Genomic DNA, 23,854 nt, shown 5'->3' on the forward strand with positions numbered 1-23,854 from the left:
ATTACGACTATGCCGCGCAGTCCTTGGGGGTGAGGATGGCGATCAGATGGGCGCTGCGCAGATCCCACTGGGCGAGCGGCTTGTCAGAGCCGAGAATGACCACCGAGCCGGTGGACAGTCCCAGTCCAAGCACGTTGAGCAACGCCGGATCGGAGTCAGGCGAGGCCAGCCACTGAGCCGCGGACGACACCGTGGGCTCATGACCCACGATCATCAGACGCTTCGTTTTGGGCTTCATATGACTCATCTCGCCGAGAATGGCCTGCATGCCGTCCTCGTACAGACTTTTGCGATAGTCCACGCCCGGCTTGTCGCCAAAATACTTGAGCATGCGCTCCAGCGTCTGGCGGGCGCGCGTGGCCCCCGAGCAACGGATCTGATCGGGAATCAGCGACATCACGGCCAGCGCCTTGCCGACCTTCTTGGCCTGCTTGAGACCCTTATCCGTCAGTTCCCGATCCACATCGCTCTTGCCGGATCCGGACTCCGCATTGGCATGACGCATGATGATGAGCTGATACTCATATGATTTGGTCTTTTTGGCGACCTTGTTCAGGTTGACCATTCCCTGCCCCTTTCGACGGACGGCTGCAACGTCCGTGTACTCTATTGTGGCAGATTTTCACCCCGGCCGGTGCTTTTGGCGATATTTGCCACCTGCGTGTCCAGATCCTTGAGCACCTTGCGAAGCTTACGGTCGGAGATGTCACGCAGTTCAAGCTCCTCCAGACGCGCCTGCTGCTGTTCGGGAGTGAGCTCGTCGATATCCGAATACGTGTCCTTGGTGGCACGCTGACGCTTGTGCAACGCCTCGACGTCCGGGGCCATGGCGCGCGCGGTGATCAGGAAGCCGGTGTGGCCGATCATCTCATGGTTCGGTCGTACGGCAAGACCCTGGGCCTTCCATCCGCGTTCCATGGTTTCGCTGATCTCCGGCTCGGTCCACTGCCCGGATTCACGCATCGCCTCGGCCACGCGGCTCAGCTGCGTCGTGGTGGTCACATAGCAGGTGATCACACCGCCCGGGGCAATGACCCGCCACGCGTTCTCCAAACGATTCCACGGGTCGAGCATGTCCAGGAAAATGCGGTCGAAATAGTGCTCGGGAAGATCCTGGGACTTCGAATCGAAATCACCGACGAGCAGGTTCCACCATGCCGGGCGCTCGCCGAAGTACACGGTGGCGTTGGCCTCGCAGACGCGTGCGAACTCGGGGCGCATCTCGATCGTGGTCAGTTCACCGTCCTCGCCCACGGCGTCCAGCAGATGCAGGCCCATGGCGCCGCTGCCGCCGCCGGATTCGAGCACGCGCATGCCGCGACGGATATCGCACACCTCGATGACCTGGGCGATGTCCTTGGGGTACATGATCTGTGCTCCACGAGGCATCGAAAGAATGAAGTCCTGCAGTCGGGGTCTCATGACCGTGTACTGCCATCCGCCGATCTTGCGGGTGTTCTTCCACGGTTTGCGTGGATTGTGACGGTAGGCTTCGGCGGCGCTTTCCACGCTGCCTTCGCTGGTGAGGGTGACGACGACCGCACCTTCCGGACCGCCGATGATGTCATCATGACGGATCACGCCACGCTCGGTCTGGGTCTCCTCCCCCGCCATGAGCTGCACGGTGATCTTCTTGCCCTTACGATCGGTGAGCTGCACCTTTTCGCCGGCCTGCAACGGTCCTCGACGCACCATCGTCATCCTCCTGTGAATTCTCGTGGATCATGGCTGGATCTCGCCTTTTCGCCTTGCACAGATTGGCAAGACAGTGCGACAAACGCCCGAATACACGTGCCGGACATGCCTGCCGGCACCGATTCGGCGTCACTCGGCGAATGCCTGCCAGCGACCGTTTTCGTGTCGTACGGTGAGCGGCAATCCGAAGATGCGCGACACCCGTTCGGTGGTCAGGCCATGCTCCAGGTCACCGGTGTAGATGATGGTTCCCGGCGCGGGATCGCCGCCACGCACCTTGGTCTCGTGCGCAAGCTTCTCGTCGCCCTCGATCCTGCCCATCACGGCGATATGGTCGAATCCCTCGGGGATCTCCTCGAGTCGGTGGGTAACCAGAATCACGGCGCGGTCGCTCTGCTCCCGGCCCAGATCGCCCAGCGTCTTGACGACCAGTTCTCGGCCACCGAGGTCAAGCCCCGTGGTCGGCTCGTCGAGAATGGCGAGTTCGGGATCGGCCATGAGTGCGCGGCAGATGAGCACGCGCGTGCGTTCGCCTTCCGAAAGACGCCACATCTGCTTGCCTTCGAGGTAGTCGATGCCGAACCGGCGCATCAGGTCACGGGCCCGATTCATTTCCTCGTCGGTGTAGGTGTCGCGCCAGCGTCCCGTGGTTGCGGTGAGCGCGGTCACCACGGCGTCGAGAGGATCCTCATCGGGAGGGAACGCTCGGGACAGTTCGGCCGAGGACAGACCGATCCTGTTGCGGTAGGAGAACACGTTCACCTTGCCCAGCCGATTGCCGAGGATGTCCACCGTGCCCTCGCTGGGGTATTTGCGGGTGGCCATCATGGCGATCAGCGTGGATTTGCCGATGCCGTTGGGGCCGAACAGCACCCAGCGTTCCCCTCGTCGGATGGTGAGGTTCACGCCGGTGACGATGACGCGGCGGCTGCGGCGAAATTCGACGTCGGTGAGCTGCAGGGCGATGTCGGTGCTCGCATTGTTCATGGATCAGGTCCTCGTGGTTTCCTCGTGACATGGGACGGGCTCCCGACGTGGGGAGCCCGTCATGATTACCGGATTACCGGCTGTATCCGTCGACAGCGTCTCGGGTCAGCCGTTGATGATCTTGTTGTACACCTCGATGGTACGGTCGGCGATGGTCTCCCAGCTGAACACGTCGCGGGCGCGAGCGTAGCCGGCCTCACCCATCTTCTTGGCGAGCTCGGGATCGCGCATGACCTTGTTGATGGCGTCGGCCATGTCGTGCACGAACTTGTCGGGGTTGGTGGGAGTACCGGTGCCGTCGTGCAGCTGGTCAATCGGCACAAGGTAGCCGGTCTCGCCGTCGACGACGACCTCGGGGATGCCGCCGGTGGCGCTGGCGACCACGGGCAGACCGCAGGCCATGGCCTCGAGGTTCACGATGCCAAGCGGCTCATAGATGCTCGGGCAGATGAAGGCGTCGCAGCCGTGCTCCAGGGCGCTGAGCTCCGGCTTGGGCAGCATCTCCTCGATCCAGATGATGTTGCCGCGCTCCTTGTCGAGTTCGGCGAAGGCGTTCTTGACCTCCTCCATGATCTCCGGGGTGTCGGGGGCGCCGGCGCACAGCACGACCTGCACGTCCTTGTCCACGAAGTGCAGCGCCTGCAGCAGGTACGGCAGGCCCTTCTGGCGGGTGATGCGGCCGACGAACAGCAGCGTGGGCTTGCTGCGGTCGATGTGATAGCGATCGAACACGCCCCAGCCCGGATCATCATCCGCGGGGGTGGCAAACTCGCTCATGGTGATGCCGTTGTACACGACGTGCACCTTGTCGGGGTCGACGTTCGGGTAGGCGGCGAGGATGTCTTCCTTCATGCCGCCGGACACGGCGATAATGCCGTCGGCGTGCTCATAGGCGTCACGCTCGGCCCAGGAGCTCAGGTTGTAGCCACCGCCGAGCTGTTCCTTCTTCCACGGACGGAACGGTTCGAGGCTGTGCGCGGTGATGACCAGCGGGATCTCGTGAAGCTGCTGGGCGAGACGACCGGCCAGGCAGGCATACCAAGTGTGGGCATGGACGATGTCCGCATCGACATCATTGGCGATCTGCAGATCCACACCGAAGGTCTTCAGCGCCGGGTTGGCATCGGCAAGCTCGGTGGGCGTATTGTATCCCACGACGTTGAGGCTGCCCTTGGGCGAGTCGCCGGGGATCGCCGGAATGTCGTCGGAAGTGCGCGGACCGTCGAACGCACGGACGGTCACGTCGATACGTTCCGCCAGCACCTTGGACAGCTCCTCGGCATGAACTCCTGCACCACCATAGATGTGCGGCGGATACTCACGGGTGAGGATATCGACTTTCATTGGCGTCTCCTTTGAACAAATGAACAACATATCCCAGTATATGAAAGAACCGCCGGAAAGTCCGGCGGTTCATCACATGTTTCGCGTGAATTTGCGAGAAGGTCGGTCCAATCAGACCCGACACGCCATACACGCGTTAGACGGCTGTACCGTATTCGTCCAGATTCGGATTGTCCTTGGGATTGCCGGCCACGAAGAACAGACTGAGCACTCCCACGGCGAACACCGCGGCCACCACGATGGTGGCCCATGTCGGCATTCCCGGGATCCACATGACCACAAGGAACGCGATGGCGGACAGGATGATCAGCGCCCAGCTGACAAAGCGCAGCCAGCCTCGCACCCCTCGGGGCGCGCCGGGCTTGCGCATTGTACGAGCGGACGACGCGGACTGCTCAGGCAGGTCCGTGGTTGCCGTGGGCTTCCATTCGGCGGTCTGTCCGTTCTCCAATCGGACGGACCGCTCCTGCAAGGCGTACTCGTCGACCAGTCCCTGACGGGAACGGGCCTGCGGACGTTGCTGCTGGCTGGTGGTTCCACGACGGCTGCGCTTGGCATTGGCGCGTCGTTCTGCTCGGTTAGGCATAATCGCTCCTTTGACGACGTATCACTGACTGCGAGTATAACCCTTTGGTCAGCGAGGGAGCATCATCGGACGCTTCGACGCGGTGATCGGGGCGGGCAGCTCGGTGGAGCCGGTCAGGTAGCGATCCACGGCGGCGGCGCAGGAGCGGCCTTCGGAGATCGCCCACACCACGAGGCTCTGGCCACGGCCGGCGTCGCCGCAGGCGAACACGCCGTCCTGACTGGTGGCAAAGGAGTCGTTCCTTGCCACGTTGCCGCGACGGTCGAGCTCGACGGGCAGCTGGTCCACCAGCGTGTCGGTCTCGGGGTGCAGGAAGCCCACGGAGATCAGCACCAGATCGGCGGGAATCACGCGCTCGGTGCCGGGCTGACGAGTGAACGGACCGTTCTCGCCGGGAGCCACGCTCACGATCTTCAGGCCGGTGACGTGACCACGCTCATCGGCAACGAAACCTTCGGCGGTGGCGCCGTCGATCTCATGCACGTTCTTCGGATCCGTGGCGCCTTCGAACTCCACCGAATCGGTGTCGTACACGTAGGTGCCGCCCTCTTCCATGGAGGAGGTCTTCTGGTAGATGCGGGCGTAGGTCGGCCACGGCTGGTTGGCGGGACGTTCGGAAGGCTCCTTGCTCATGATCTGCAGCACGGTGACGGACTTCGCGCCCTGACGGATCGAGGTACCGAGGCAGTCGGAACCGGTGTCGCCGCCGCCGATCACCACCACATGCTTGTCCTTGGCGGTGATGTCGTTGACCGGCTTCTTGCCCCACACGCGACGGGTGGCGTCCGGCAGGAAGTCCATGGCGAAGTGGATGCCGTCCAGCTCGCGGCCGGGCAACTTCATGTCGCGCGGCACCGTGGAGCCGATGGCCACCACGACGGCGTCATAACGGGAGCGCAGATCGTCCCAGGAGATGTCCTTGCCGATCTCCACGTTGGTCTCGAAGCGGGTGCCCTCGGCCTCCATCTGCTCCACACGACGGTCGATCAGGGACTTGTCGAGCTTGAAGTTCGGGATGCCGTAGCGCATCAGGCCACCGATGGCGTCGGCGCGCTCGTAGACGACCACGGTGTGGCCGGCGCGGGTGAGCTGCTGGGCGCAGGCAAGGCCCGAGGGGCCGGAACCCACGACGGCGACGGTCTGGTCGGTCAGACGCTGCGGCGGCAGCGGCTTGACGTAGTCAAGGTTCCACGCCTGGTCGATGATCGTCTGCTCGTCGAGCTTGATCATCGTCGGCGGCTGGTGAATGCCCAGCACACAGGCGGATTCGCACAGCGCCGGGCAGATGCGGCCGGTGACCTCGGGGAAGTTGTTGGTCATGGACAGCTTGCCGTAGGCGTCCTCCCACTGGCCCTGACGGACCAGATCGTTGAATTCGGGGATGACATTGCCCAGCGGGCAGCCGGTCATGCAGAACGGCGTGCCGCAGTCCATGCAACGTGCGGCCTGCTCCTGGGTCCACGGCTGCAGACCGGACTCGGCGTGGACGTCCAGCCAGTCCTTGATGCGTTCCTGGACCGGACGCTCCGCGAGCTCATGACGGGAACGGACCTTCAGAAAACCTCTAGGATCGCCCATGTTCAGCGCACTCCTTCCATAACCTGCTCGTAGACCTTCTCCCAGGCCCCCGGAGCGTTGAAATCAACATTGTCTTCCTCGGCCTTCTTCATCGCCGCGGTCATGGCGACGAACTGGGTAGGCACGATGTGGGTGATGCGCTCGACGGCGGCGGGCCAGTTGGCCAGCAGCTCCTTGGCGATCGTGGAGTCGGTCTCCTCGGCGTGACGCTTGATCAGCTCGTGCACCAGCTTCTCGTCGTCGCCTTCCAGCGGGAGGAACTTCAGCGCACCGCTCTTGACGGCGGAGGGGTTCACCTTCGACATGTCCAGATCAAGCACGTAGGCGTTGCCGCCGGAGAAGCCGGCGCCGAAATTGCGGCCGGTGGCGCCGAGCACCACGACCACACCACCGGTCATATACTCGCAGCCGTGGTCGCCCACGCCCTCCACCACGAACGTGGCGCCGCCGTTACGCACGGCGAAGCGCTCGCCCGCCTTGCCGGCGACGAACATCTCGCCGGAGGTTGCACCGAATCCGGTGACGTTGCCGGCGATCACGTTGGTGTGCGGGTCGAAGCGCACACCGTCCTCGGCACGCACGATGATGCGGCCACCGGACAGGCCCTTGCCGGCGTAGTCGTTGACTTCGCCGTAGATGCGCATCGTCTCGCCGCGCGGGATGAACGCGCCGATGGACTGTCCTCCGGAGCCGTGCAGGGTCATGTCGATCGTATCGTCCGGCAGGCCCTCGGCCTGATAGCGCTTGGTGATCTCGTAGCCGAGCATGGTGCCGACGGTACGGTTCACGTTGCGGATCGGCAGCTCGATGCGCACGGGCTCCTTATGCTGGAGCGCGGGCTGGGCGAGCTCGATGAGCTGGTTGTCGAGCGCCTTCTCGAGCTCGTGGTTCTGCTTCTCGGTGTTGTGCAGGATCGTGCCCGGAGTCGGGCCGACCTGCTTGAGCACGTTGCTCAGGTCCACGCCTTCAGACTTCCAGCGCTTGATGGCCTCGTCCTGATCCAGGCACTCGACGTGGCCGACGGCCTCCTCGAGCGTGCGGAAGCCGAGCTGGGCGAGGATCTCACGCACCTCCTCGGCGATGAACATGAAGAAGTTGACCACATGCTCGGGCTTGCCGCGGAAGCGGGCGCGCAGCTCCGGATCCTGGGTGGCGATGCCCTGCGGGCAGGTGTTTTTCTGGCAGGCGCGCATCATGACGCAGCCCTCGACGATCAGGGCGGCGGTGGCGAAACCGAACTCCTCGGCGCCCAGCAGCGCGGCGATGACCACGTCGCGGCCGGTCTTCAGCTCGCCGTCGCACTGCACGACGATGCGGGAGCGCAGTCCGTTGAGGATCAGGGTCTGCTGCGTTTCGGACAGGCCGATCTCCCACGGGGTTCCGGCATGCTTGATCGCGTTGAGCGGAGCCGCACCGGTACCACCGTCGTAGCCGGAGATCAGCACCACGTCGGCATGGCACTTGGCCACACCGGCGGCGATGGTGCCGACGCCGAACTCGGACACGAGCTTGACATGGATGCGGGCCTTCGGGTTCGCCATCTTCGCATCGTTGATCAGCTGCTTGAGATCCTCGATGGAGTAGATGTCGTGGTGCGGCGGCGGGGAGATGAGCTCCACGCCGGGGGTGGCGTGACGGACCTTGGCGATCCACGGCGGGACCTTGGCGCCGGGCAGGTGGCCGCCCTCGCCGGGCTTGGCACCCTGAGCGAGCTTGATCTGCAGGTCGGTGGCGTGCACCAGGTAGTCGCTGGTCACGCCGAAGCGTGCGGATGCGATCTGCTTGATCTTGCTGTAGCGCAGCGGATCGTTGATGCGGTCGTCGGACTCGCCGCCCTCACCCGAGTTGGAACGGGCGCCGAGCTGGTTCATGGCGATGGCCAGCGTCTCATGGGCCTCCTGGGAGATGGAGCCGTAGCTCATGGCGCCGGTGGAGAAGCGCTTGACGATCTCGCTGGCAGGCTCGACCTCGGAGATGTCGATGGGCTTGCGCTTGGAGTTGAACTTCATGAGTCCACGCAGGGTCATCAGACGGTTCGAGGTGTCGTTGATGTGGTGCGAGTACTTCTTGAACATGTCGTAGTCGCCACGCTGGGTGGACTGCTGGAGCAGGAAGATCGCATCGGGATCGTTGAGATGATCCTCGCCGGTGCGACGCCACTTGTACTCGCCGCCGGTGCGCAGATTGCGGTGCGGCGTGGCGGTCCACTGGTTCGGATAGGCCACGCGATGACGGATCGCCACCTCCTCGGCGAGTTCGTCGAGGCCAACGCCGCCCACGCGGGACGTGGTGCCGGTGAAGTAGCGGTCGATGACCTCCTGGCTCAGGCCGATGGCCTCGAACAGCTGGGCGCCGCGGTAGCTCATGATGGTGGAGACGCCCATCTTGCTCATGATCTTGAGCACGCCGGTGGAGAGCGCCTTGATGAGGTTCTTCACGGCCTGGGCCGGCTCGACCTTGACGTAGCCGCGACGGGACAGGTCCTCCACGGATTCGAGGGCAAGGTACGGGTTCACGCAGGCTGCACCGTACGCGATGAGCAGTGCCACATGGTGGATCTCGCGCACGTCGCCGGCCTCCACGGCCATGGAGATCTGGGTGCGGGTGTGGCGACGCAGCAGGTGGTGCTGCACGGCGCTGGTGAGCAGCAGGGACGGGATCGGGCCCCACGTGTGGTTCGAGTCACGATCGGAGAGCACCAGGAAGTTCTTGCCGTCGGCGATGGCCTGATCGATCTCGGCGAAGATCTCCTCGAGACGCTCCTCGAGGGCCTTGCCGCCGCCGGCGACCTGATACAGGCCCTTGACGACGAACGGACGATAGTAGCCGCCGAGCACCTTGGCACGGTCGAGACGCTTGAGCTGGGCCATCTCATCGCTGTCGATGACGGGCAGCGGGATGAGCACCTTCTTGGCGTGCAGCTCGGAATCCTCCAGCAGGTTCGGCTCGGGGCCGATGGCGGACTCGAGGCAGGTGACGATCTCCTCGCGCTCCCAATCGAGCGGCGGGTTGGTCACCTGGGCGAACTTCTGGGTGAAGTAGTCGAAGAGCATGCGGGAACGCTTGGACAGCACCGGCAGCGGCACGTCGTTGCCCATGGAGCCGAGCGGCTCCTTGCCGGTGTTGGCCATCGGCGTGAGCAGCAGCTTGAGGTCCTCCTCAGTGTAGCCGAAGGCGCGCTGGCGGCGCTGCACGGACTGACCGGAGTGGTTCACGTGCTCGCGGGCGGGCAGCTGGTTGAGTTCGACGGAGTTGCCCTCCACCCACTGACGGTAGGGGTGCAGGGAGGCGAGGTTGCGCTTGATCTCCTCGTCGGGGATGATTCGTCCCTCGGCGGTGTCGATGAGGAACATCTTGCCGGGCTCGAGACGGCCCTTTTCGACGATGTGGTCCTGGGCGATCTCGTTGAGCACGCCGGCCTCGGATGCGAGCACCACGTAGCCGTCGTCGGTCACCTGCCAGCGGCCGGGACGGAATCCGTTGCGGTCGAGCAGGGCGCCGACCTGGGTGCCGTCGGTGAACACGATGTCGGCGGGGCCGTCCCACGGCTCGATCAGCGTGTTGTTGTACTCGTAGAACGCCTTGATGTCGGGATCCAGATTGTCGTTCTTCTCCCAGGCCGGGGGCAGCATCATGGAGATGGCGTGCGGCAGGGAACGGCCGGCAAGGTGCAGCAGTTCGAGGCATTCGTCGAAGGTGCCGGAGTCGGAGTAGCCCGGGGTGTTGATCGGCAGCAGCGGCTTGAACTCGCCCAGCAGTTCGGAGCTGAGGCGGCCCTCACGGGCGGACAGCCAGTTGCGGTTGCCCTGGATCGTGTTGATCTCGCCGTTGTGGGCGAGCAGACGGAACGGCTGGGCCAGCGGCCAGCTCGGGAACGTGTTGGTGGAGAAGCGGGAGTGGACGATGGCCACCACGGTCTTCATCGAAGGATCGGACAGATCCAGGAAGAAGGACTTGAGCTGCATGGTGGTGAGCATGCCCTTGTAGGTGATGGTGCGCGCGGAGAGGGAGGCGAAGTACACGCCCACCTCGTGCTCGACGCGCTTGCGCACGCGGAACGCCTTGCGCTCCAGCTCGATGCCACCGAGCTTGGCGCCATCGGCATCGGCGAGCACCAGGGTCTTGAAGGCGGGCATGGAGGAGAGCGCCTGCAGGCCCAGGCCGTTGGGGTTGGTGGGCACGACGCGCCAGGCGAGGACCTCGAGGCCTTCTTCCTCGGCGATGGCGGCGATGGCCTTCTCCTGCTGGGAGCCGGCCTCGATGTCGCGATCAAGGAATGCGATGCCGGCGATGTAGTGACCGGCGGCGGGCAGCGCCACGTCGATGGTGTTGCGCATGAACTCGTCGGGCATGCTCATCAGGATGCCCGCACCGTCGCCGGTGTTCTCCTCGGCGCCGACGGCACCACGATGGTCGAGGTTGATCAGCACCTCGATGGCGTCGTCGACGATCTTGCGCTCGGGAATCTTGTTGAGGGTGGTGACCATGCCAACACCGCAGGCGTCATGCTCCGAGATCGGGTCATACATGCCTTCGGGAGTATGGATCGTCAGGTCAAGCGGAGCTTTTGTCACCGAAATCACCTCTGGGCTAGGGCAGGACACACCTGCATTTTGAATTGCCTTGACAGAATACAGCCTCTGTGTATCTTAGAGGCAAATCGGACCCCATATCACAAAAGCCAAAACTTTTAAAGACTTTTCTTTTCTAGGGCTTTGATATGTTCCACATAGTGAGACAGTGTGTGTCGTCGTGGCGTATCGTCTCGCCCGACACGCCCGTACGTAACATTCTCGAAACGCGATATGACACGCCGAAGGGGTATATCGACGTGTCATATCGTCAGAAAAACGGGAATTTTTTTCGAAAGGTTCCCGATGCCCTTCATACGATCGACTTTGCGGGTCAACTCCGCGGATCACCCGACTCTACAGATCGCACAGATCGAAGAAATCACCGATCAACGCGTCGTTCAGCAGACGTCCGCGACGCGTCGGGATCACACGGTCGCCGTCAAGGACGATCAGACCATCATGGGACAACGTGTTGAGCTGTGATCGATCCATCTCATGTCCCAGTTTCGATTCGACACGCTTGAGATCCAGTCCCTCCCGCAGACGCAGCCCCAGCATGATGGTCTCCTCGAGATCCTCCTCCGGGCTGATATGCTCGCTGCCCTGCCATGGCACCCGGCCTTCGGCGATGGCGGTTCCCCAGAGACGGGGGTGCGCGATGTCCCATGATCGCAGCGCATCCGGCGACGCATAATGCGAATGCGCCCCAGGGCCGAGCCCGGCCCAATCCACGTTGCGCCAGTAACCGAGATTATGGCGACTCTCGTATCCGGGCCGGGCCCAATTGGAGACCTCGTACCATTGCAGGCCGGCTTCGGAGAACAGGTCGTCGGCGATCTCGTACTTGGCGGCTTCGTCGTCGTCATCGGGCTTCGGAAGCCGTCCCGCAGCAATCATGCGCCCCATCTTCGTGGTGGGCTCCACGGTAAGCGCATATGCCGAGATATGGTTCACGCCAAGGCCTACGGCCGCACGCACCGAAGTGCGCCAATCATCGAGGCTCTCCCCCGGCGCGCCATAGATCAGATCCACGCTGGAACGCAGTCCCGCATGATCAGCGGCGCGCACGCCGGCCTCCACGTTGGCCGGCGTATGCGTACGGTCCAACGTGCGCAGCACATGCGGTACGGCGGACTGCATACCGAAGGAGATCCGGGTGAAACCGCCGTCGGCGAGCGTCTTGATGTACTCGGCGTCCACCGTGTCGGGGTTGGCCTCGGTGGTGATTTCCGCTCCGTTCTCGATGCCCCAGATGCTGCGGATTGCGTCGAGCATGCGGATCAGATCGGCGGCGGGCAGGATGGTGGGGGTGCCGCCGCCGAAGAAGACCGTGGACACCGCCGGCTCGTCGATCCCGTGATCGAGCTGCCATTGGCGTACGAGCTTCATCTCCTTGATCACCATGGCCGCGTAGTTGCCGCGGCTGGCGCCTCCACCGAGGTCGGTCGCCGTGTAGGTGTTGAAGTCGCAGTATCCGCAGCGCCGCATGCAGAACGGCACGTGGATGTAGATTTCGTAGGCCACTGGCGGTAGGTCAGCCTTCCTTCTTCTGCGCGGCGCGGATCTTGTCCTTGGTGTCGCGATCGGTGGGCTCGTCGGTGGACAGCGCGGCGATGAACGCCTCCTGCGGCACTTCGACGTGGCCGAGCATCTTCATGCGCTTCTTGCCGGCCTTCTGCTTTTCGAGCAGCTTGCGCTTACGGCTGATGTCGCCGCCGTAGCACTTGGCGAGCACGTCCTTGCGCAGGGCTCGGATGGTCTCACGGGCGATGATGCGCGAGCCGATGGCGGCCTGGATCGGGATTTCGAACTGCTGGCGGGGAATGAGCTCGCGCAGCTTCTTGGTCATCATCACGCCGTAGCTGTAAGCCTTGTCGCGGTGCACCACGGCGCTGAAGGCGTCCACCTTCTCGCCCTGGATGAGGATGTCGACCTTGACCAGGTCGGCGGACTGTTCGCCGTCCTCGTGGTAGTCGAGCGAAGCGTAGCCCTTGGTGCGGCTCTTGAGCTGGTCGAAAAAGTCGAAGACGATCTCGGCGAGCGGCATGCGGTAGTGCATCTCCACGCGGTCGGTGCTGATGTATTCCATGGTGCCCATCTGGCCGCGGTGCTCCTGGCACAGGTCCATGACCGCGCCGATGAACTCCTTGGGCAGGATGATGTCGGCGGCCACCATGGGCTCGACGATCTTCTTCACCTTGCCGTCGGGGAATTCGCTCGGGTTCTTGACGATGTGCACGCTGCGGTCCTCCATCGTCACCTCGTACGTCACGTTGGGGGCCGTGGAGATCAGGTCGAGGCCGAATTCGCGGGCGAGTCGTTCGGAGACGATCTCCATGTGCAGCAGTCCGAGGAAGCCGCAGCGGAAGCCGAAGCCCAGCGCCACCGACGTTTCCGGCTCGTAGATGAGGGCCGCGTCGTTGAGCTTGAGCTTGTCGAGTGCGTCGCGCAGGTCGGGGAACTGCGCGTTGTCGATCGGGAACAGGCCGGCGTACACCATGGGCTTGGGGTCGCGGTATCCGGGCAGCGGGTCGGCGGCGCGGCGCGCATCCTCGGTGACGGTGTCGCCCACCTTGGACTGGCTGACGTCCTTCACGCCGGTGATCACGTAGCCGACCTCGCCGGCGCCAAGCGCCTTCGTTGGCTGCATTTCGGGGCTGATCACACCCAGTTCGATCGGATCGTGGGTGGTTCCCAGACCCATCATGTGGATCTTCTGGCGGGACTTGAGCTCGCCGTCGACCATACGGATGTACGTGACGATGCCACGGTAGGAGTCGTAGACGGAGTCGAAGATCAGCGCGCGGGCCGGGGCGGTGGGGTCGCCGTGCGGCGCGGGGATGTCGGTGACGATGCGGTCGAGCAGTTCGGCCACGCCCTCACCGGTCTTGCCCGACACCTTGAGCACGTCGGAGACATCGCAGCCGATCAGGCCGGCGATCTCCTCGGCGTGCTTCTCGGGTTCGGCGCTGGGCAGGTCGATCTTATTGAGCACCGGGATGATGGTCAGGTCGTGGTCGATGGCCATGTACAGGTTGCTCAGCGTCTGCGCCTCGATGCCCTGCGTGGCGTCGACGAGCAGCACCGCACCCTCGCATGCGGCCAACGCGCGTGACACCTCGTAGGTGAAGTCGACGTGGCCCGGGGTGTCGATCATGCCGAGCGTGTACTCGGTGCCGTCGAAGGTCCACGGCACGCGCACGGCCTGCGATTTGATGGTGATGCCACGTTCCTGCTCGATGTCCATGCGGTCGAGGAAGCGGTCGCGCATCTCGCGTTCCTCGATGATGCCGCTCAACTGAAGAATGCGATCGGCCACCGTGGACTTGCCATGATCGATGTGCGCGATGATACAGAAATTACGGATCAATGACTGATCGGTGTAACCGGGCTTGTTCTTCTGCTCAACCGCCAAACTAGTCTCCTTGTCAACCGCATGGGCATACGACGTTTATTCCAAAATCACTAGTCTACCGGCAACCGTTGTCACGCGGTCAACGCACGACGTTGCCGCGGGAGAACTGGTCGGCCCACGACTGCGAGTTCACGTTGGTCGCGGGATCGCCGGAGATACGGCCCTGGGGATCGTGCAGCGCGTCGATGGCGGCCATCTCGGCGTCGGTCAGCTCAAAGCCGAACAGATCGAGGTTCTGACGCATACGGTCGGGATGCGACGACTTGGGGATGATCACGCGACCGGACTGCACGTGCCAGCGCAGCACCGCCTGCGCCGGGCTCACGCCATGGTGCTCGGCCGCCGCGAGCACTGCCGGGGTGTTCATGTCGCCACCATGCCCCAACGGGGAGTACGCTTCCACCGCAATGTCGTGTTCGGCGCAGTACGCGCGCACCTCGGGCTGGGAGAATCGCGGATGCACCTCGATCTGGTTGATGGACGGAGCCTGTCCGGTCTCGTCGATGAGCCGCTGCAGATGTTCGGGGAGGAAGTTCGACACTCCGGCGGAACGCAGCACGCCTTCGCTCTTGAGGTCAAGCAGGGCCTTGAACGTCTCCACGTATCGGTCGATCGCCGGGAACGGCCAGTGGATCAGATACAGGTCGAGCACGTCCACGCCCAGCTTGCGGCGGGATTCCTCGAACGCCACCTTCGTCGGCTCGTATCCCTGATCGCAGTTGCGCAGCTTGGTGGCCACGAACACCTTGCCCGCCATACCGGTCGCCCTGAGGGCAGCACCCACGCCCTCCTCGTTGTAGTAGGCGGCAGCGGTATCGAAATGGCGGTATCCGATCTCCAGCGCCTCCTCCACTGCCCGCTGGGTGTCCTTCGCGGGAATCTGATAGGTGCCGAATCCCACCTGCGGGATCGTCACGCCGTCGTTCAGCCGGATATCCTGCACACCGTCGTACTTGTCTGTCATGGCCTGTCCTTTCCTTGTCCGGAACCGGCGAAGGGCCGGTCCTTCGTTTCTCAGAATACCGTTCCGGCACCGTTGTTTCCGGGATGCGACATGATCGGCAGGAGAAAATCCTCTGAAGAGTTGGCGTCCGTCCTTGCCCGTGGTATACTATTCGCTCGTATGTCCGTTTAGAACACGTCGTTTGGAGTACATAGTGGCAAACATCAAGTCGCAGAAGAAGCGCGTCCTGACCAACGAGAAGGCTCACATCCGCAATGTGGCCTACAAGAGCGAGCTGAAGACCGCCGTGCGCAAGGTCCGCGAAGCCATCGCCGCCGGTGACAAGGCTGCCGCCGAGGCCGCCTACCGCGTCGCCGCCCAGAAGCTGGACAAGGCTGCCGGCCGTGGCATCATCCACAAGAACCAGGCCGCCAACCGCAAGTCCGGTCTGGCCCTCGCCGTGAACGCCCTCTGATCGTCGTTCATAGCCTATAGGCGCTTCGGGATTCACCCGCGATCCACATGTGACGGCGTGAATTCATAGACGTGAAAGCCCCGCAGGATTATTCCCGCGGGGCTTTTTCACATTCTCACCACATGGAGTAGCACAGCAAAAGAACGGAAGTGGCCGGGACCGATTCGCTGTTCGGTCCCGGCCACTTCCGTCCGTTCCTCTCTATTGTGCAATCGGGAGAATCATCACTCTCCGGCGTCGATGGAACGTAGCACGTCGATCATTTCCAGGGCGCCGAGCGCGCAGTCGAAGCCCTTGTTGCCGGCCTTGGTACCGGCACGTTCGATGGCCTGTTCGATGTTCTCGGTGGTGATGACTCCGAACAGCACCGGCACGTCGGTGTTCAGGGACACCTGAGCGATGCCCTTGGCCGTCTCGTTGCACACCAGATCGTAGTGGGAGGTGCTGCCGCGGATGATCGCGCCAAGGCAGATCACCGCATCGTAGCGGCCCGTGTTCACCATGCGCTTCGCGGCGATCGGGATCTCGAACGATCCAGGCACCCATGCCACGTCGATGTCGGAGTCCTCGACGCCGTGTCGGCGCAGTCCGTCCTGTGCTCCGGACAGCAGGTTGGACGTGATGAACTCGTTGAAGCGGGCCACCACGATGCCGATGTGTACCGGTCGTCCGGACTGCGGCTGTGCCTTGGCTACGAGGCTACCTTCGAATACCGTCATGATTGTGTTGCTCCTTTTGTCTGTCTGGTTGGAGATATCGGAAAATATTGTTTGATCGATTGATCAATCGGCGTGTGCGATCGATCAGTCCATATCAGTCCGCGATCGCACCGATGAGATGGCCCATGCGGTGCTGCTTGGTGGACAGGTACCGTGCGTCGAACTCGTTCGGTTCGATGACGATCGGCACGCGATCGGCCACGACGATGCCGGCCTGTTCCAGCTGTGCGACCTTGTCGGGATTGTTGGTCATCAGATCGATCGATTCGATACCGAGATCCTTGAGAATGGCTGCCGCCGTGCCGTATTCGCGCATGTCGGCGGGGAATCCGAGCTCGAGGTTGGCGTCGAGCGTATCGAAGCCCTGCTCCTGCAATTCGTAGGTGCGCAGTTTGTTGAGCAGTCCGATGCCGCGCCCCTCCTGGCTGAGGTACAGCACCACACCCAGGCCGCGTTCGGCGATACGACGCATGGCCTCCTGCAGCTGCGGACCGCAGTCGCAGCGCATGGATCCGAAAACGTCACCGGTCAGGCACTGGGAATGCACGCGGCAGAGCACCGGCTCGGTCACGGCATCTCCCCCGGCGATCGAGGCGAGAATGTCCTTGCCCATCACCAGCGCCACATGTTCGCCGCCGTTTTCGGATTCGTAGCCGACCATGGTGAACCTTCCGTAGCGCGAGGGCAGGTCGACCGTCGCCACGCGGCGAACCGTGTGGGGGAACTCGTGTGAGCGGCGATACTCCTGCAGCTGGGCGATGGTGATGTACGCCAGTCCGTGCTCGTTGGCGAACGCGCGGAGATCGTCTCGGCGCATCATGGTGCCGTCCGTCTTCATCATTTCGCAGCACAGACCGCACGGCTCGAGGCCAGCCAGTCTGGCGAGGTCCACGGTGGCTTCGGTGTGGCCGTTGCGTTCCAGCACGCCGCCAGGGCGGGCCACCAGCGGGAACATGTGTCCGGGACGACGGAAATCGCCGGGCTTGGCGTCAGGGTCGATGCACGCCAGTGCCGTGACGGAACGGTCGCGTGCGCTGATGCCCGTGGACGTGGTCACATGATCGATGGAGACGGTGAACGCCGTCTGATGGTTGTCGGTGTTCGACGTGCACATCGGCGGCAGATCCAACCGTTCGGCGAGCGCTCCACTCATCGGGGTGCAGATGAGACCGCGACCATGGGTGGCCATGAACGCAATATTGCCGGGCGTGGCAAAACGTGCGGCGCAGATGAGATCGCCTTCGTTCTCGCGGCTTTCGTCGTCGGCGACCACAATGATGCGGCCCGACGCGATGTCGTGGATGGCACGCTCCACAGGATCGGCAATACGTCCGTCGGTGGAGGTCGGCTCGATATTCGTTTCGTGATTCATGATTGGTCCTCGAATAAGTTCGGTGATGTAACAAATGAAAATGGATGGTTTGAATGAATGTTGCCAAGCGAATGAACGGTCCGGGAATGACTCGGCCTCGCAGGACAGCGAAACCGCGTCAAGCGGAGCGACGCCGAGCGGGGTGGTCAGAACCCGCGGCTCAGCAGAAAGTCCTCGGTGATCGACGATCTCGACGCTTTGGGCGTGTCCGCATCGTTCTCGATCCGCGGCATGGATAGCAGTCGATCCACGTATCTGGCGATGGGGTCGATCTCGAGATTGACGATGTCTCCGACCTTGCGTTCCGGGAGTACGGTGTGCCCGGCGGTGTGCGGAATGATCGATACGCCGAAGGATCGGTCGTCCGCGAAGGTCACGGTCAGGCTGATGCCCTCCACCGCTATGGATCCTTTCTCCGCGATGAACCGCATCAGGTTGTGTGGGGCGTCGATCGTGTAGACCGTGGCGATGCCGTCCCGGACGATGGCCCGCACAATGCCGGTGCCGTCGATGTGTCCGGAGACGATGTGCCCGGAGAATCGACCGTCCGCGGGCATGGCGCGCTCCACGTTGACGGGGCTTCCCCGGCGCAGCAAGCCGAGGCTTGACCTGCGGAGCGTCTCATGCATGACGTCGGCGGTGAAGGTCGTGCCGTGGATTGAGGTCACGGTCAGGCACACGCCGTTGACGGCGATGCTCTCCCCCAGCAGCGTGCGGTCGGTGACTACGACGTTGGAGGATACGGCGAGCGCGGCGAAGTCGGCGCCGCGGGTCAGCGACTCGACGGTGCCGAGGTCCTCAACGATTCCGGTGAACATAGTCCACGCCTCCTTCGAGCAGGACGTCGTCTCCGATCGTCTGCACCGTGAGGTCGACGATCCGGTAGCCGTCGGCGGGGTCCTCCACGCCGGGGCCGCCGATGGGCGACGGAGCCGTGGCGCCGCCGAAGAGCTTGGGCGCGATGTAGGCGTCGATCTTATTGACGATCCGGGCGTGCAGGGCGGACCATGCCAGAGTCGCGCCGCCTTCGATCATCACGCTGTCGATGCCGCGCTCCCCCAGCGTGTGGATCAGCGTCTGCAGGTTCACGTGTCCGGTGTCGTCGGCGTCGATTGTCAGCACTTCGCATCCGGCGTCGCGGTACGGCTTCGCCTGTTCCTCATCGTGGGAGCAGGTGGCGATGATCGTTGGCGTCTCGCGGGCACTGCGCACAAGTGCGGAGTCCAGTGGCGTGCGCAGCGTGCCGTCGCATACGATGCGCAGCGGATCATGACCGTTTTCGATGCGGCAGGTGAGCATGGGGTCGTCGGCGAGGACCGTGCCCACGCCCACCATGATCGCGGCGAAGCGATTCCGGTCCTCGTGCACGCGTCTGCGGGACGCCTCGCCGGTGATCCATCGTGAACGGCCGGCTGCCGTGGCTATTCTGCCGTCCATGGTCATGGCGTACTTGAGCAGCACAAACGGCGTGTGTCGCACGATGTAGTGCATGAATATCTCGTTGAGGGCGTCGCATTCGTCGCGGAGCACTCCCTGATCGACGGTGATTCCCGCCTGTTCCAACTGACGGATTCCCTTGCCCGCCACCAGCGGATTGGGATCGGAGGAGCCTACGACGACGCGGGAGATGCCGCTGTCGATCAGCGCCTGCGTGCATGGCGGCTGCTTGCCCTGATGGCAGCATGGTTCCAAGGTGACGTACATCGTGGCACCTTGAACCAGAACGCCCTGAGCCTTGGCCGCCTCCAATGCGGCTCGTTCGGCATGCCAGCCACCGAAATGGTCATGGTGGCCGGTGGCGATGATCCGGCCGTCTCGTACGATGACGGCTCCCACCATGGGGTTGGGATTGACCTTTCCCGCGCCCAGTTTTGCGTGGCGCAATGCCACGGACATGAAATCTCTATCGTCCACGTTTCCCCTTTCGACGCGATAGAGCATGTCCAGGGTACGTGGCGACGCATGTGCCGACGATCGTCACGACAAATAAAAAAAAATCCCTGAACTCCGTTGGAATTCAGGGCCGTATGTCCGTGACGACGTCACCGTGCACGATATGCACGGTATACGCGCATATGTATGATTCGCATACGCACGGTTGCGCCGCCGCATTCTTCTTCCATCCAGACTGTAACTGTCGGTACCGGAATCACACCGGTTCACGAACGTCGTAACGTTCCTGCATATTGATTCGATTGCGATCTCAATGCTCGCGGACTATACCGCCGATCGGGAATTTCACCCTGCCCTGAAGATGCGTTGTTGAGTTATGGTTTTGATTGAACACCGTCTTGTCGACATCACATCCCGACAACTACGCTTTTGTCCGCATAATGGACAGCCGATATGGTGATCGAATCACAACGGAGGACGTCCTATTTACACATATAGGTGTTCGGATGGATCTTTCATCTATTCACCGTCATCGTTTCTCACGGTCTTTTCCGAGTCCGGATGAATCACCGGACGCTTGAGATACCGGCCCTGTGACGGCAGATGTGCTCGACGACGCTCCATCGCGCCCGGGAAGGTGATGTTGAATTTCACCGAGATCACGCGCAGGACGAACACGAGGATCACGATGGCCACATCGAGGACCATCTCTCCATTGAGCCCAAGATTCCAATATACGGACGCACGATAGGCGAACACGGTGAGCACGCAGGCCACGCATGACGGCACCGCATACAGATGCTTGTCACGCAGGATCGACGGCACCTCGTTGAGCAGGATGTCGCGGATGGTGCCGCCGGCGAGCGCGGTGAACATGCCCAGGAATGCCGCGGTCATGCCGGACGTGTGGAACGCCAGCGCCTTGGCGGTGCCGTTGACCGCGAACAGTCCTAAAGACAGCGCGTCGGTGACGATCATCGACCATTTGAGGTGTTCGATCTCCGGGTGCGCGACGGCGACGATAATGCCGGAGAACAGGGCCGTGAGCACGAATCCCTTGTCCGTGATGCCCACGGGAGGCAGATCGCCGAGCAGGACATCTCGCGTGATGCCGCCGCCGAGCGCCGTAACCCATGCGATGACCAGAATGGAGAACAGATCGTAGTGCTTGCGGATCGCGGCCAGACCTCCGGAAAGCCCGCAGATGAAGATCGCCAGATATTCGATGCCCATGAATACGGCGTTGCTTTCCAGCGCGACCTGATCCACTGCGCCCCTCCCCTACAACCGCGGGCCCTGCCCTTATCGGATTTCAGCCGATAAGAGCGTAGCACCGTACGCCGGTGACACACTGACACCATGACAGAGTTCGCCCGTTGTTCACTTTCGCAGCGCGGCGGCGGGAAGGCTGTCGGTACGGGATTTTCTGCTTAATCTTCGCCTAGCAACAATCGCCTCGTGCTGTCGGCCAGCGAATAGCGGACGGGACGCATGCCCATCGTGACCACGTCTCCGCTCTCGACCAGCGGATCCAAAGCCGTGTTCACGCGCTTGCGGCCAAACTTCAGCCCATTCTGCAACTGTGGGCGAGTAACCCGATGCGGCGGCGTTCCGAACAGCTCTTCCTGGATGAGTACGCCGACGATATCCACCTGATCATCGCTCCATCCGCGCTCGCGGCTGAGCTCATAAAGTACGGCCTTGGCGCGCTCGAACGCTCCGTATTTCTCGGAAAGATCATCGATGATGCGCCGCTGCGCGTCGCTCACGAACTTCATCATCCGGTAAGAGAACAGACTCGCGTCGCAGCAGTTCAATGGGTGCTGAGCATCCTCGAACGCCTTGTAGTACCGGTCCTTGCCGTCAGAGATCACGGGACTAAGGCTGATGGATGTGGGTACGCTCAGATGTCGTCTGAGCTGCAGGGCGAACAGGAACCGTCCCGTCCTGCCATTGCCATCGTAGAACGGATGAATGTATTCGAACGCGAAATGGCACATCGCGGCACGAAGTAGCGGTGGCACATCCCGGTTCTTCATAAAGGCAAGCCACTGCGTGAGCAGCACTTTGATCTCGGATTCCGGAGTGATGCCCGTGTGGATGCGCCGTCCAGTAGCCTCGTCATCGATGTAAACGGGACCGTTGCGGAACAGATCCCCATCCGGCATGTCACCGTCATCCAATTCCCCGGAGACCACTCGGTCGTAGAGGGCTCGGATATCCTCCAGACTGTGTGGAAGGGCGAGATGTTCCGGGTCGCTGTCACTGAGCGCAAGAAACAGCTTGGCGAACTCGCTGAACCGCTTGTGAGGACCATTTGTCATGGCGGTCTCAAGCGCCTCGCTGATCTCCTTGCGAGTGGAACGCACTCCCTCGATGCTGTTGGTGCTCTGCATCTCGGCACCGATGAGATCCATGATGTAGGCGCGACGGGCAATGGGAGGAAGAGTCTCCCATAGGGTAGTCACCATATTCTCCTGTTCGCGGACACGGTCGAGGATGGCGGCGAGTTCCCGGAAGTTGACCACAAACATCTCGTGACCGCGTAGAACGATGTCGGACCTGAACGTGCTCCATCCTTCCAGCCGTTGCCGGTACTCATGTTCGGCGATGGCCTTGGGCGGCTGCGTGGATTGGCTCATATGCGTCATCTGCCGAATGCTCTTGTACTGCATATGGTCTCTTTTCATGGTTTTACGTCAAAGAATTGTCTGAATTCTACTTCTATTGTTTCTTTTTAGCAAAAAGAAACAATAGACTGCATTCGTAGATGAGTGTATTGTCTCGAGGTATGCTTGACGCATGTCTTGAGACAATGCACCATCAAAACGCGCCAAATCTCACTAAAAACACAATAGCCGCTTGGCCTAATCGAGATTAGGCCAAGCGGCTATTGCTCAACGTTCCGCGGAAGCGACGATCAGCGCTAGCAGACCTTCCACATCCAGTTGTGCGGATCCTCGATCTCGCCGAGCTGGATGCCGAGCAGCTTGTTGCGCAGGGCCACGGTCAGCTCGCCGGAGCCGCCGTCGGCGACGGTCACGTCGAACTTCTCGGACTTGAAGCGGCCGATCGGGGTGATGATGGCGGCGGTACCGCAGGCGAACACCTCGGTGACCTCACCGGACTTGATGTCCTCGAGCAGCTGCTCAAGGGCGATCATGGTCTCGACCACGTCGTGGCCGTCGTCCTGCAGCAGCTGGATCAGCGAACGACGGGTGACGCCGGGCAGGATGTTGCCGGTCAGGGACGGGGTCTCCACGTGGCCGTCCTTGTGCACGACCATCATGTTCATGCCGCCAAGCTCCTCGAGGTAGGTCTTGGTGGCGGCGTCCACGAAGCACACCTGTTCGCAGCCGTTTTCGATGCCGGTGTACTCACCGAGCAGGGAGGCGGCATAGTTGCCACCGCACTTGGCGAAGCCGGTGCCGCCGGGGCCGGTGCGGAACCACTTGTCCTCCACCCAGATGCTCACGGGCTTGACGCCACCGGGGAAGTACGGGCCGGACGGGGATGCGATCACGCAGTAGTCAACCTCCTGCGGGGCACGCACGCCCAGGAACGGCTCGGAAGCGAACATGAACGGACGCATGTACAGCGTGTACTCGCGACGGGACGGCACCCAGTTGGCGTCACGCTTGACCAGCGCGGCCACGGAGCCCAGAAAGTCGTCGATGGACAGCTCGGGCAGGTACAGGCGCTTCGCGGAGTTCTGGAAACGCTCAGCGTTGGCGTCCGGACGGAACAGCCAAGTGGAGCCGTCGGCGTGACGGTAGGCCTTGAGGCCTTCGAAGCACTCCTGGGCGTAGTGCAGCACGGATGCGCCCGGATCCATCTTCAGCGGGGCGTACGGCTCAACGCGGCGGTCGGACCAGCCTTCGCCCTTGGTCCACGTCATGTGGGTCATATTGTCGGAGAAGACCTGACCAAACGCCGGCTTGTCGATGAGCTCCTGACGCTTGGCGTCGGAGGCCGGATTGTCGTTGGGCAGCACGGTGAAGGCGTCGGCCAGCTTGGACAGGGCCGCCGGATCGTGATGAGTATTTTCTGTCATTCTCAGCTTCTTTGTATTCCTTGCCGATCGAGAATCGGCTGTCAGTATGTCGTCAGCGCTTCTGGCGCCGAACTGAGTAACACTTTCTCACATGCCTGTTACCAGCATGGAAGAAAGTTCACATTATGAAAACCGCGGACCGTTCCGACGGAGGTGCGCAAAACACCCCACGAATGCGAAGAGCCCACACGGACGGTGGGCTCTTCTCCGATGGCGTTG

At 62.5% G+C, this 23,854-nt stretch carries 18 protein-coding genes and 1 riboswitch; of the genes, 1 reads left to right on the plus strand and 17 read right to left on the minus strand.

Going from position 1 to position 23,854, the window contains the following annotated elements; genetic code table 11:
- Window positions 1-7: 7 nt before the first annotated feature.
- The 10 genes from D2E23_RS00885 to D2E23_RS00930 form a co-directional block, all read right to left on the minus strand.
- Window positions 8-565: a SixA phosphatase family protein gene (locus D2E23_RS00885; RefSeq protein ID WP_126029127.1), complete on the minus strand. Its 558-nt coding sequence runs from the start codon at window positions 563-565 to the stop codon at window positions 8-10.
- Between the two features lie 41 nt (window positions 566-606).
- Entirely contained in the window at window positions 607-1,695 is a 1,089-nt protein-coding gene (locus tag D2E23_RS00890; RefSeq protein WP_126029128.1) for a tRNA (adenine-N1)-methyltransferase, read from the minus strand.
- Between the two features lie 129 nt (window positions 1,696-1,824).
- Window positions 1,825-2,682, minus strand: coding sequence for an ABC transporter ATP-binding protein (locus tag D2E23_RS00895; RefSeq protein ID WP_126029129.1), 858 nt, complete (start codon window positions 2,680-2,682; stop codon window positions 1,825-1,827).
- Window positions 2,683-2,787: 105 nt separating this feature from the next.
- Complete coding sequence (gene glgA, locus D2E23_RS00900) at window positions 2,788-4,026, minus strand: glycogen synthase (RefSeq protein ID WP_126029130.1); 1,239 nt, start codon at window positions 4,024-4,026, stop codon at window positions 2,788-2,790.
- 136 nt (window positions 4,027-4,162) lie between these two features.
- Window positions 4,163-4,612, minus strand: coding sequence for a tripartite tricarboxylate transporter TctB family protein (locus D2E23_RS00905; RefSeq protein ID WP_126029131.1), 450 nt, complete (start codon window positions 4,610-4,612; stop codon window positions 4,163-4,165).
- Between the two features lie 48 nt (window positions 4,613-4,660).
- Complete coding sequence (locus D2E23_RS00910; RefSeq protein ID WP_126029132.1) at window positions 4,661-6,190, minus strand: glutamate synthase subunit beta; 1,530 nt, start codon at window positions 6,188-6,190, stop codon at window positions 4,661-4,663.
- A 2-nt stretch (window positions 6,191-6,192) separates the two neighbouring features.
- On the minus strand, window positions 6,193-10,719 hold the full coding sequence (gene gltB, locus D2E23_RS00915; protein WP_126029362.1) for a glutamate synthase large subunit: 4,527 nt from the start codon (window positions 10,717-10,719) through the stop codon (window positions 6,193-6,195).
- Between the two features lie 399 nt (window positions 10,720-11,118).
- Entirely contained in the window at window positions 11,119-12,252 is a 1,134-nt protein-coding gene (gene hemW / locus D2E23_RS00920) for a radical SAM family heme chaperone HemW (RefSeq protein WP_217625534.1), read from the minus strand.
- 46 nt (window positions 12,253-12,298) lie between these two features.
- On the minus strand, window positions 12,299-14,179 hold the full coding sequence (gene lepA / locus D2E23_RS00925) for a translation elongation factor 4 (protein ID WP_093959269.1): 1,881 nt from the start codon (window positions 14,177-14,179) through the stop codon (window positions 12,299-12,301).
- A 79-nt stretch (window positions 14,180-14,258) separates the two neighbouring features.
- Window positions 14,259-15,143, minus strand: coding sequence for an aldo/keto reductase (locus tag D2E23_RS00930; protein WP_126029134.1), 885 nt, complete (start codon window positions 15,141-15,143; stop codon window positions 14,259-14,261).
- Between the two features lie 193 nt (window positions 15,144-15,336).
- Here D2E23_RS00930 and rpsT point away from each other — a divergent pair, with 193 nt between their 5' ends.
- Window positions 15,337-15,597 (plus strand): 30S ribosomal protein S20, encoded by a 261-nt coding sequence (gene rpsT, locus D2E23_RS00935; protein WP_093959271.1) that lies wholly within the window; start codon window positions 15,337-15,339, stop codon window positions 15,595-15,597.
- A gap of 224 nt (window positions 15,598-15,821) precedes the next feature.
- Here rpsT and ribH read toward each other — a convergent pair whose 3' ends face one another.
- The 7 genes from ribH to D2E23_RS00970 form a co-directional block, all read right to left on the minus strand.
- Window positions 15,822-16,316, minus strand: coding sequence for a 6,7-dimethyl-8-ribityllumazine synthase (ribH, locus tag D2E23_RS00940; RefSeq protein ID WP_126029135.1), 495 nt, complete (start codon window positions 16,314-16,316; stop codon window positions 15,822-15,824).
- 94 nt (window positions 16,317-16,410) lie between these two features.
- Window positions 16,411-17,688: a 3,4-dihydroxy-2-butanone-4-phosphate synthase gene (ribB, locus tag D2E23_RS00945; protein WP_126029136.1), complete on the minus strand. Its 1,278-nt coding sequence runs from the start codon at window positions 17,686-17,688 to the stop codon at window positions 16,411-16,413.
- A gap of 146 nt (window positions 17,689-17,834) precedes the next feature.
- Complete coding sequence (locus D2E23_RS00950; protein ID WP_126029137.1) at window positions 17,835-18,506, minus strand: riboflavin synthase; 672 nt, start codon at window positions 18,504-18,506, stop codon at window positions 17,835-17,837.
- Window positions 18,487-19,602 carry a bifunctional diaminohydroxyphosphoribosylaminopyrimidine deaminase/5-amino-6-(5-phosphoribosylamino)uracil reductase RibD gene (gene ribD / locus D2E23_RS00955; RefSeq protein WP_126029138.1) on the minus strand — a complete coding sequence of 372 codons (1,116 nt, stop codon included), beginning with the start codon at window positions 19,600-19,602 and terminating at the stop codon, window positions 18,487-18,489. The genes D2E23_RS00950 and ribD overlap by 20 nt, the downstream gene beginning before the upstream one ends.
- 192 nt (window positions 19,603-19,794) lie before the next feature.
- A riboswitch (FMN riboswitch) is annotated at window positions 19,795-19,948 on the minus strand.
- A gap of 152 nt (window positions 19,949-20,100) precedes the next feature.
- The gene (locus D2E23_RS00960) at window positions 20,101-20,814 is read right to left on the minus strand and encodes a trimeric intracellular cation channel family protein (protein ID WP_126029363.1); all 714 of its coding nucleotides are present in this window, start codon (window positions 20,812-20,814) and stop codon (window positions 20,101-20,103) included.
- Between the two features lie 197 nt (window positions 20,815-21,011).
- Window positions 21,012-22,256, minus strand: a complete 1,245-nt coding sequence (locus D2E23_RS00965) for a Fic family protein (protein ID WP_126029139.1) — start codon at window positions 22,254-22,256, stop codon at window positions 21,012-21,014.
- 251 nt (window positions 22,257-22,507) lie between these two features.
- Window positions 22,508-23,635 carry a branched-chain amino acid aminotransferase gene (locus D2E23_RS00970; protein WP_093959280.1) on the minus strand — a complete coding sequence of 376 codons (1,128 nt, stop codon included), beginning with the start codon at window positions 23,633-23,635 and terminating at the stop codon, window positions 22,508-22,510.
- Window positions 23,636-23,854: the final 219 nt, after the last annotated feature.

It is taken from the genome of Bifidobacterium callimiconis, from assembly GCF_003952005.1.
Classification (GTDB): Bacteria; Actinomycetota; Actinomycetes; order Actinomycetales; family Bifidobacteriaceae; genus Galliscardovia; species Galliscardovia callimiconis.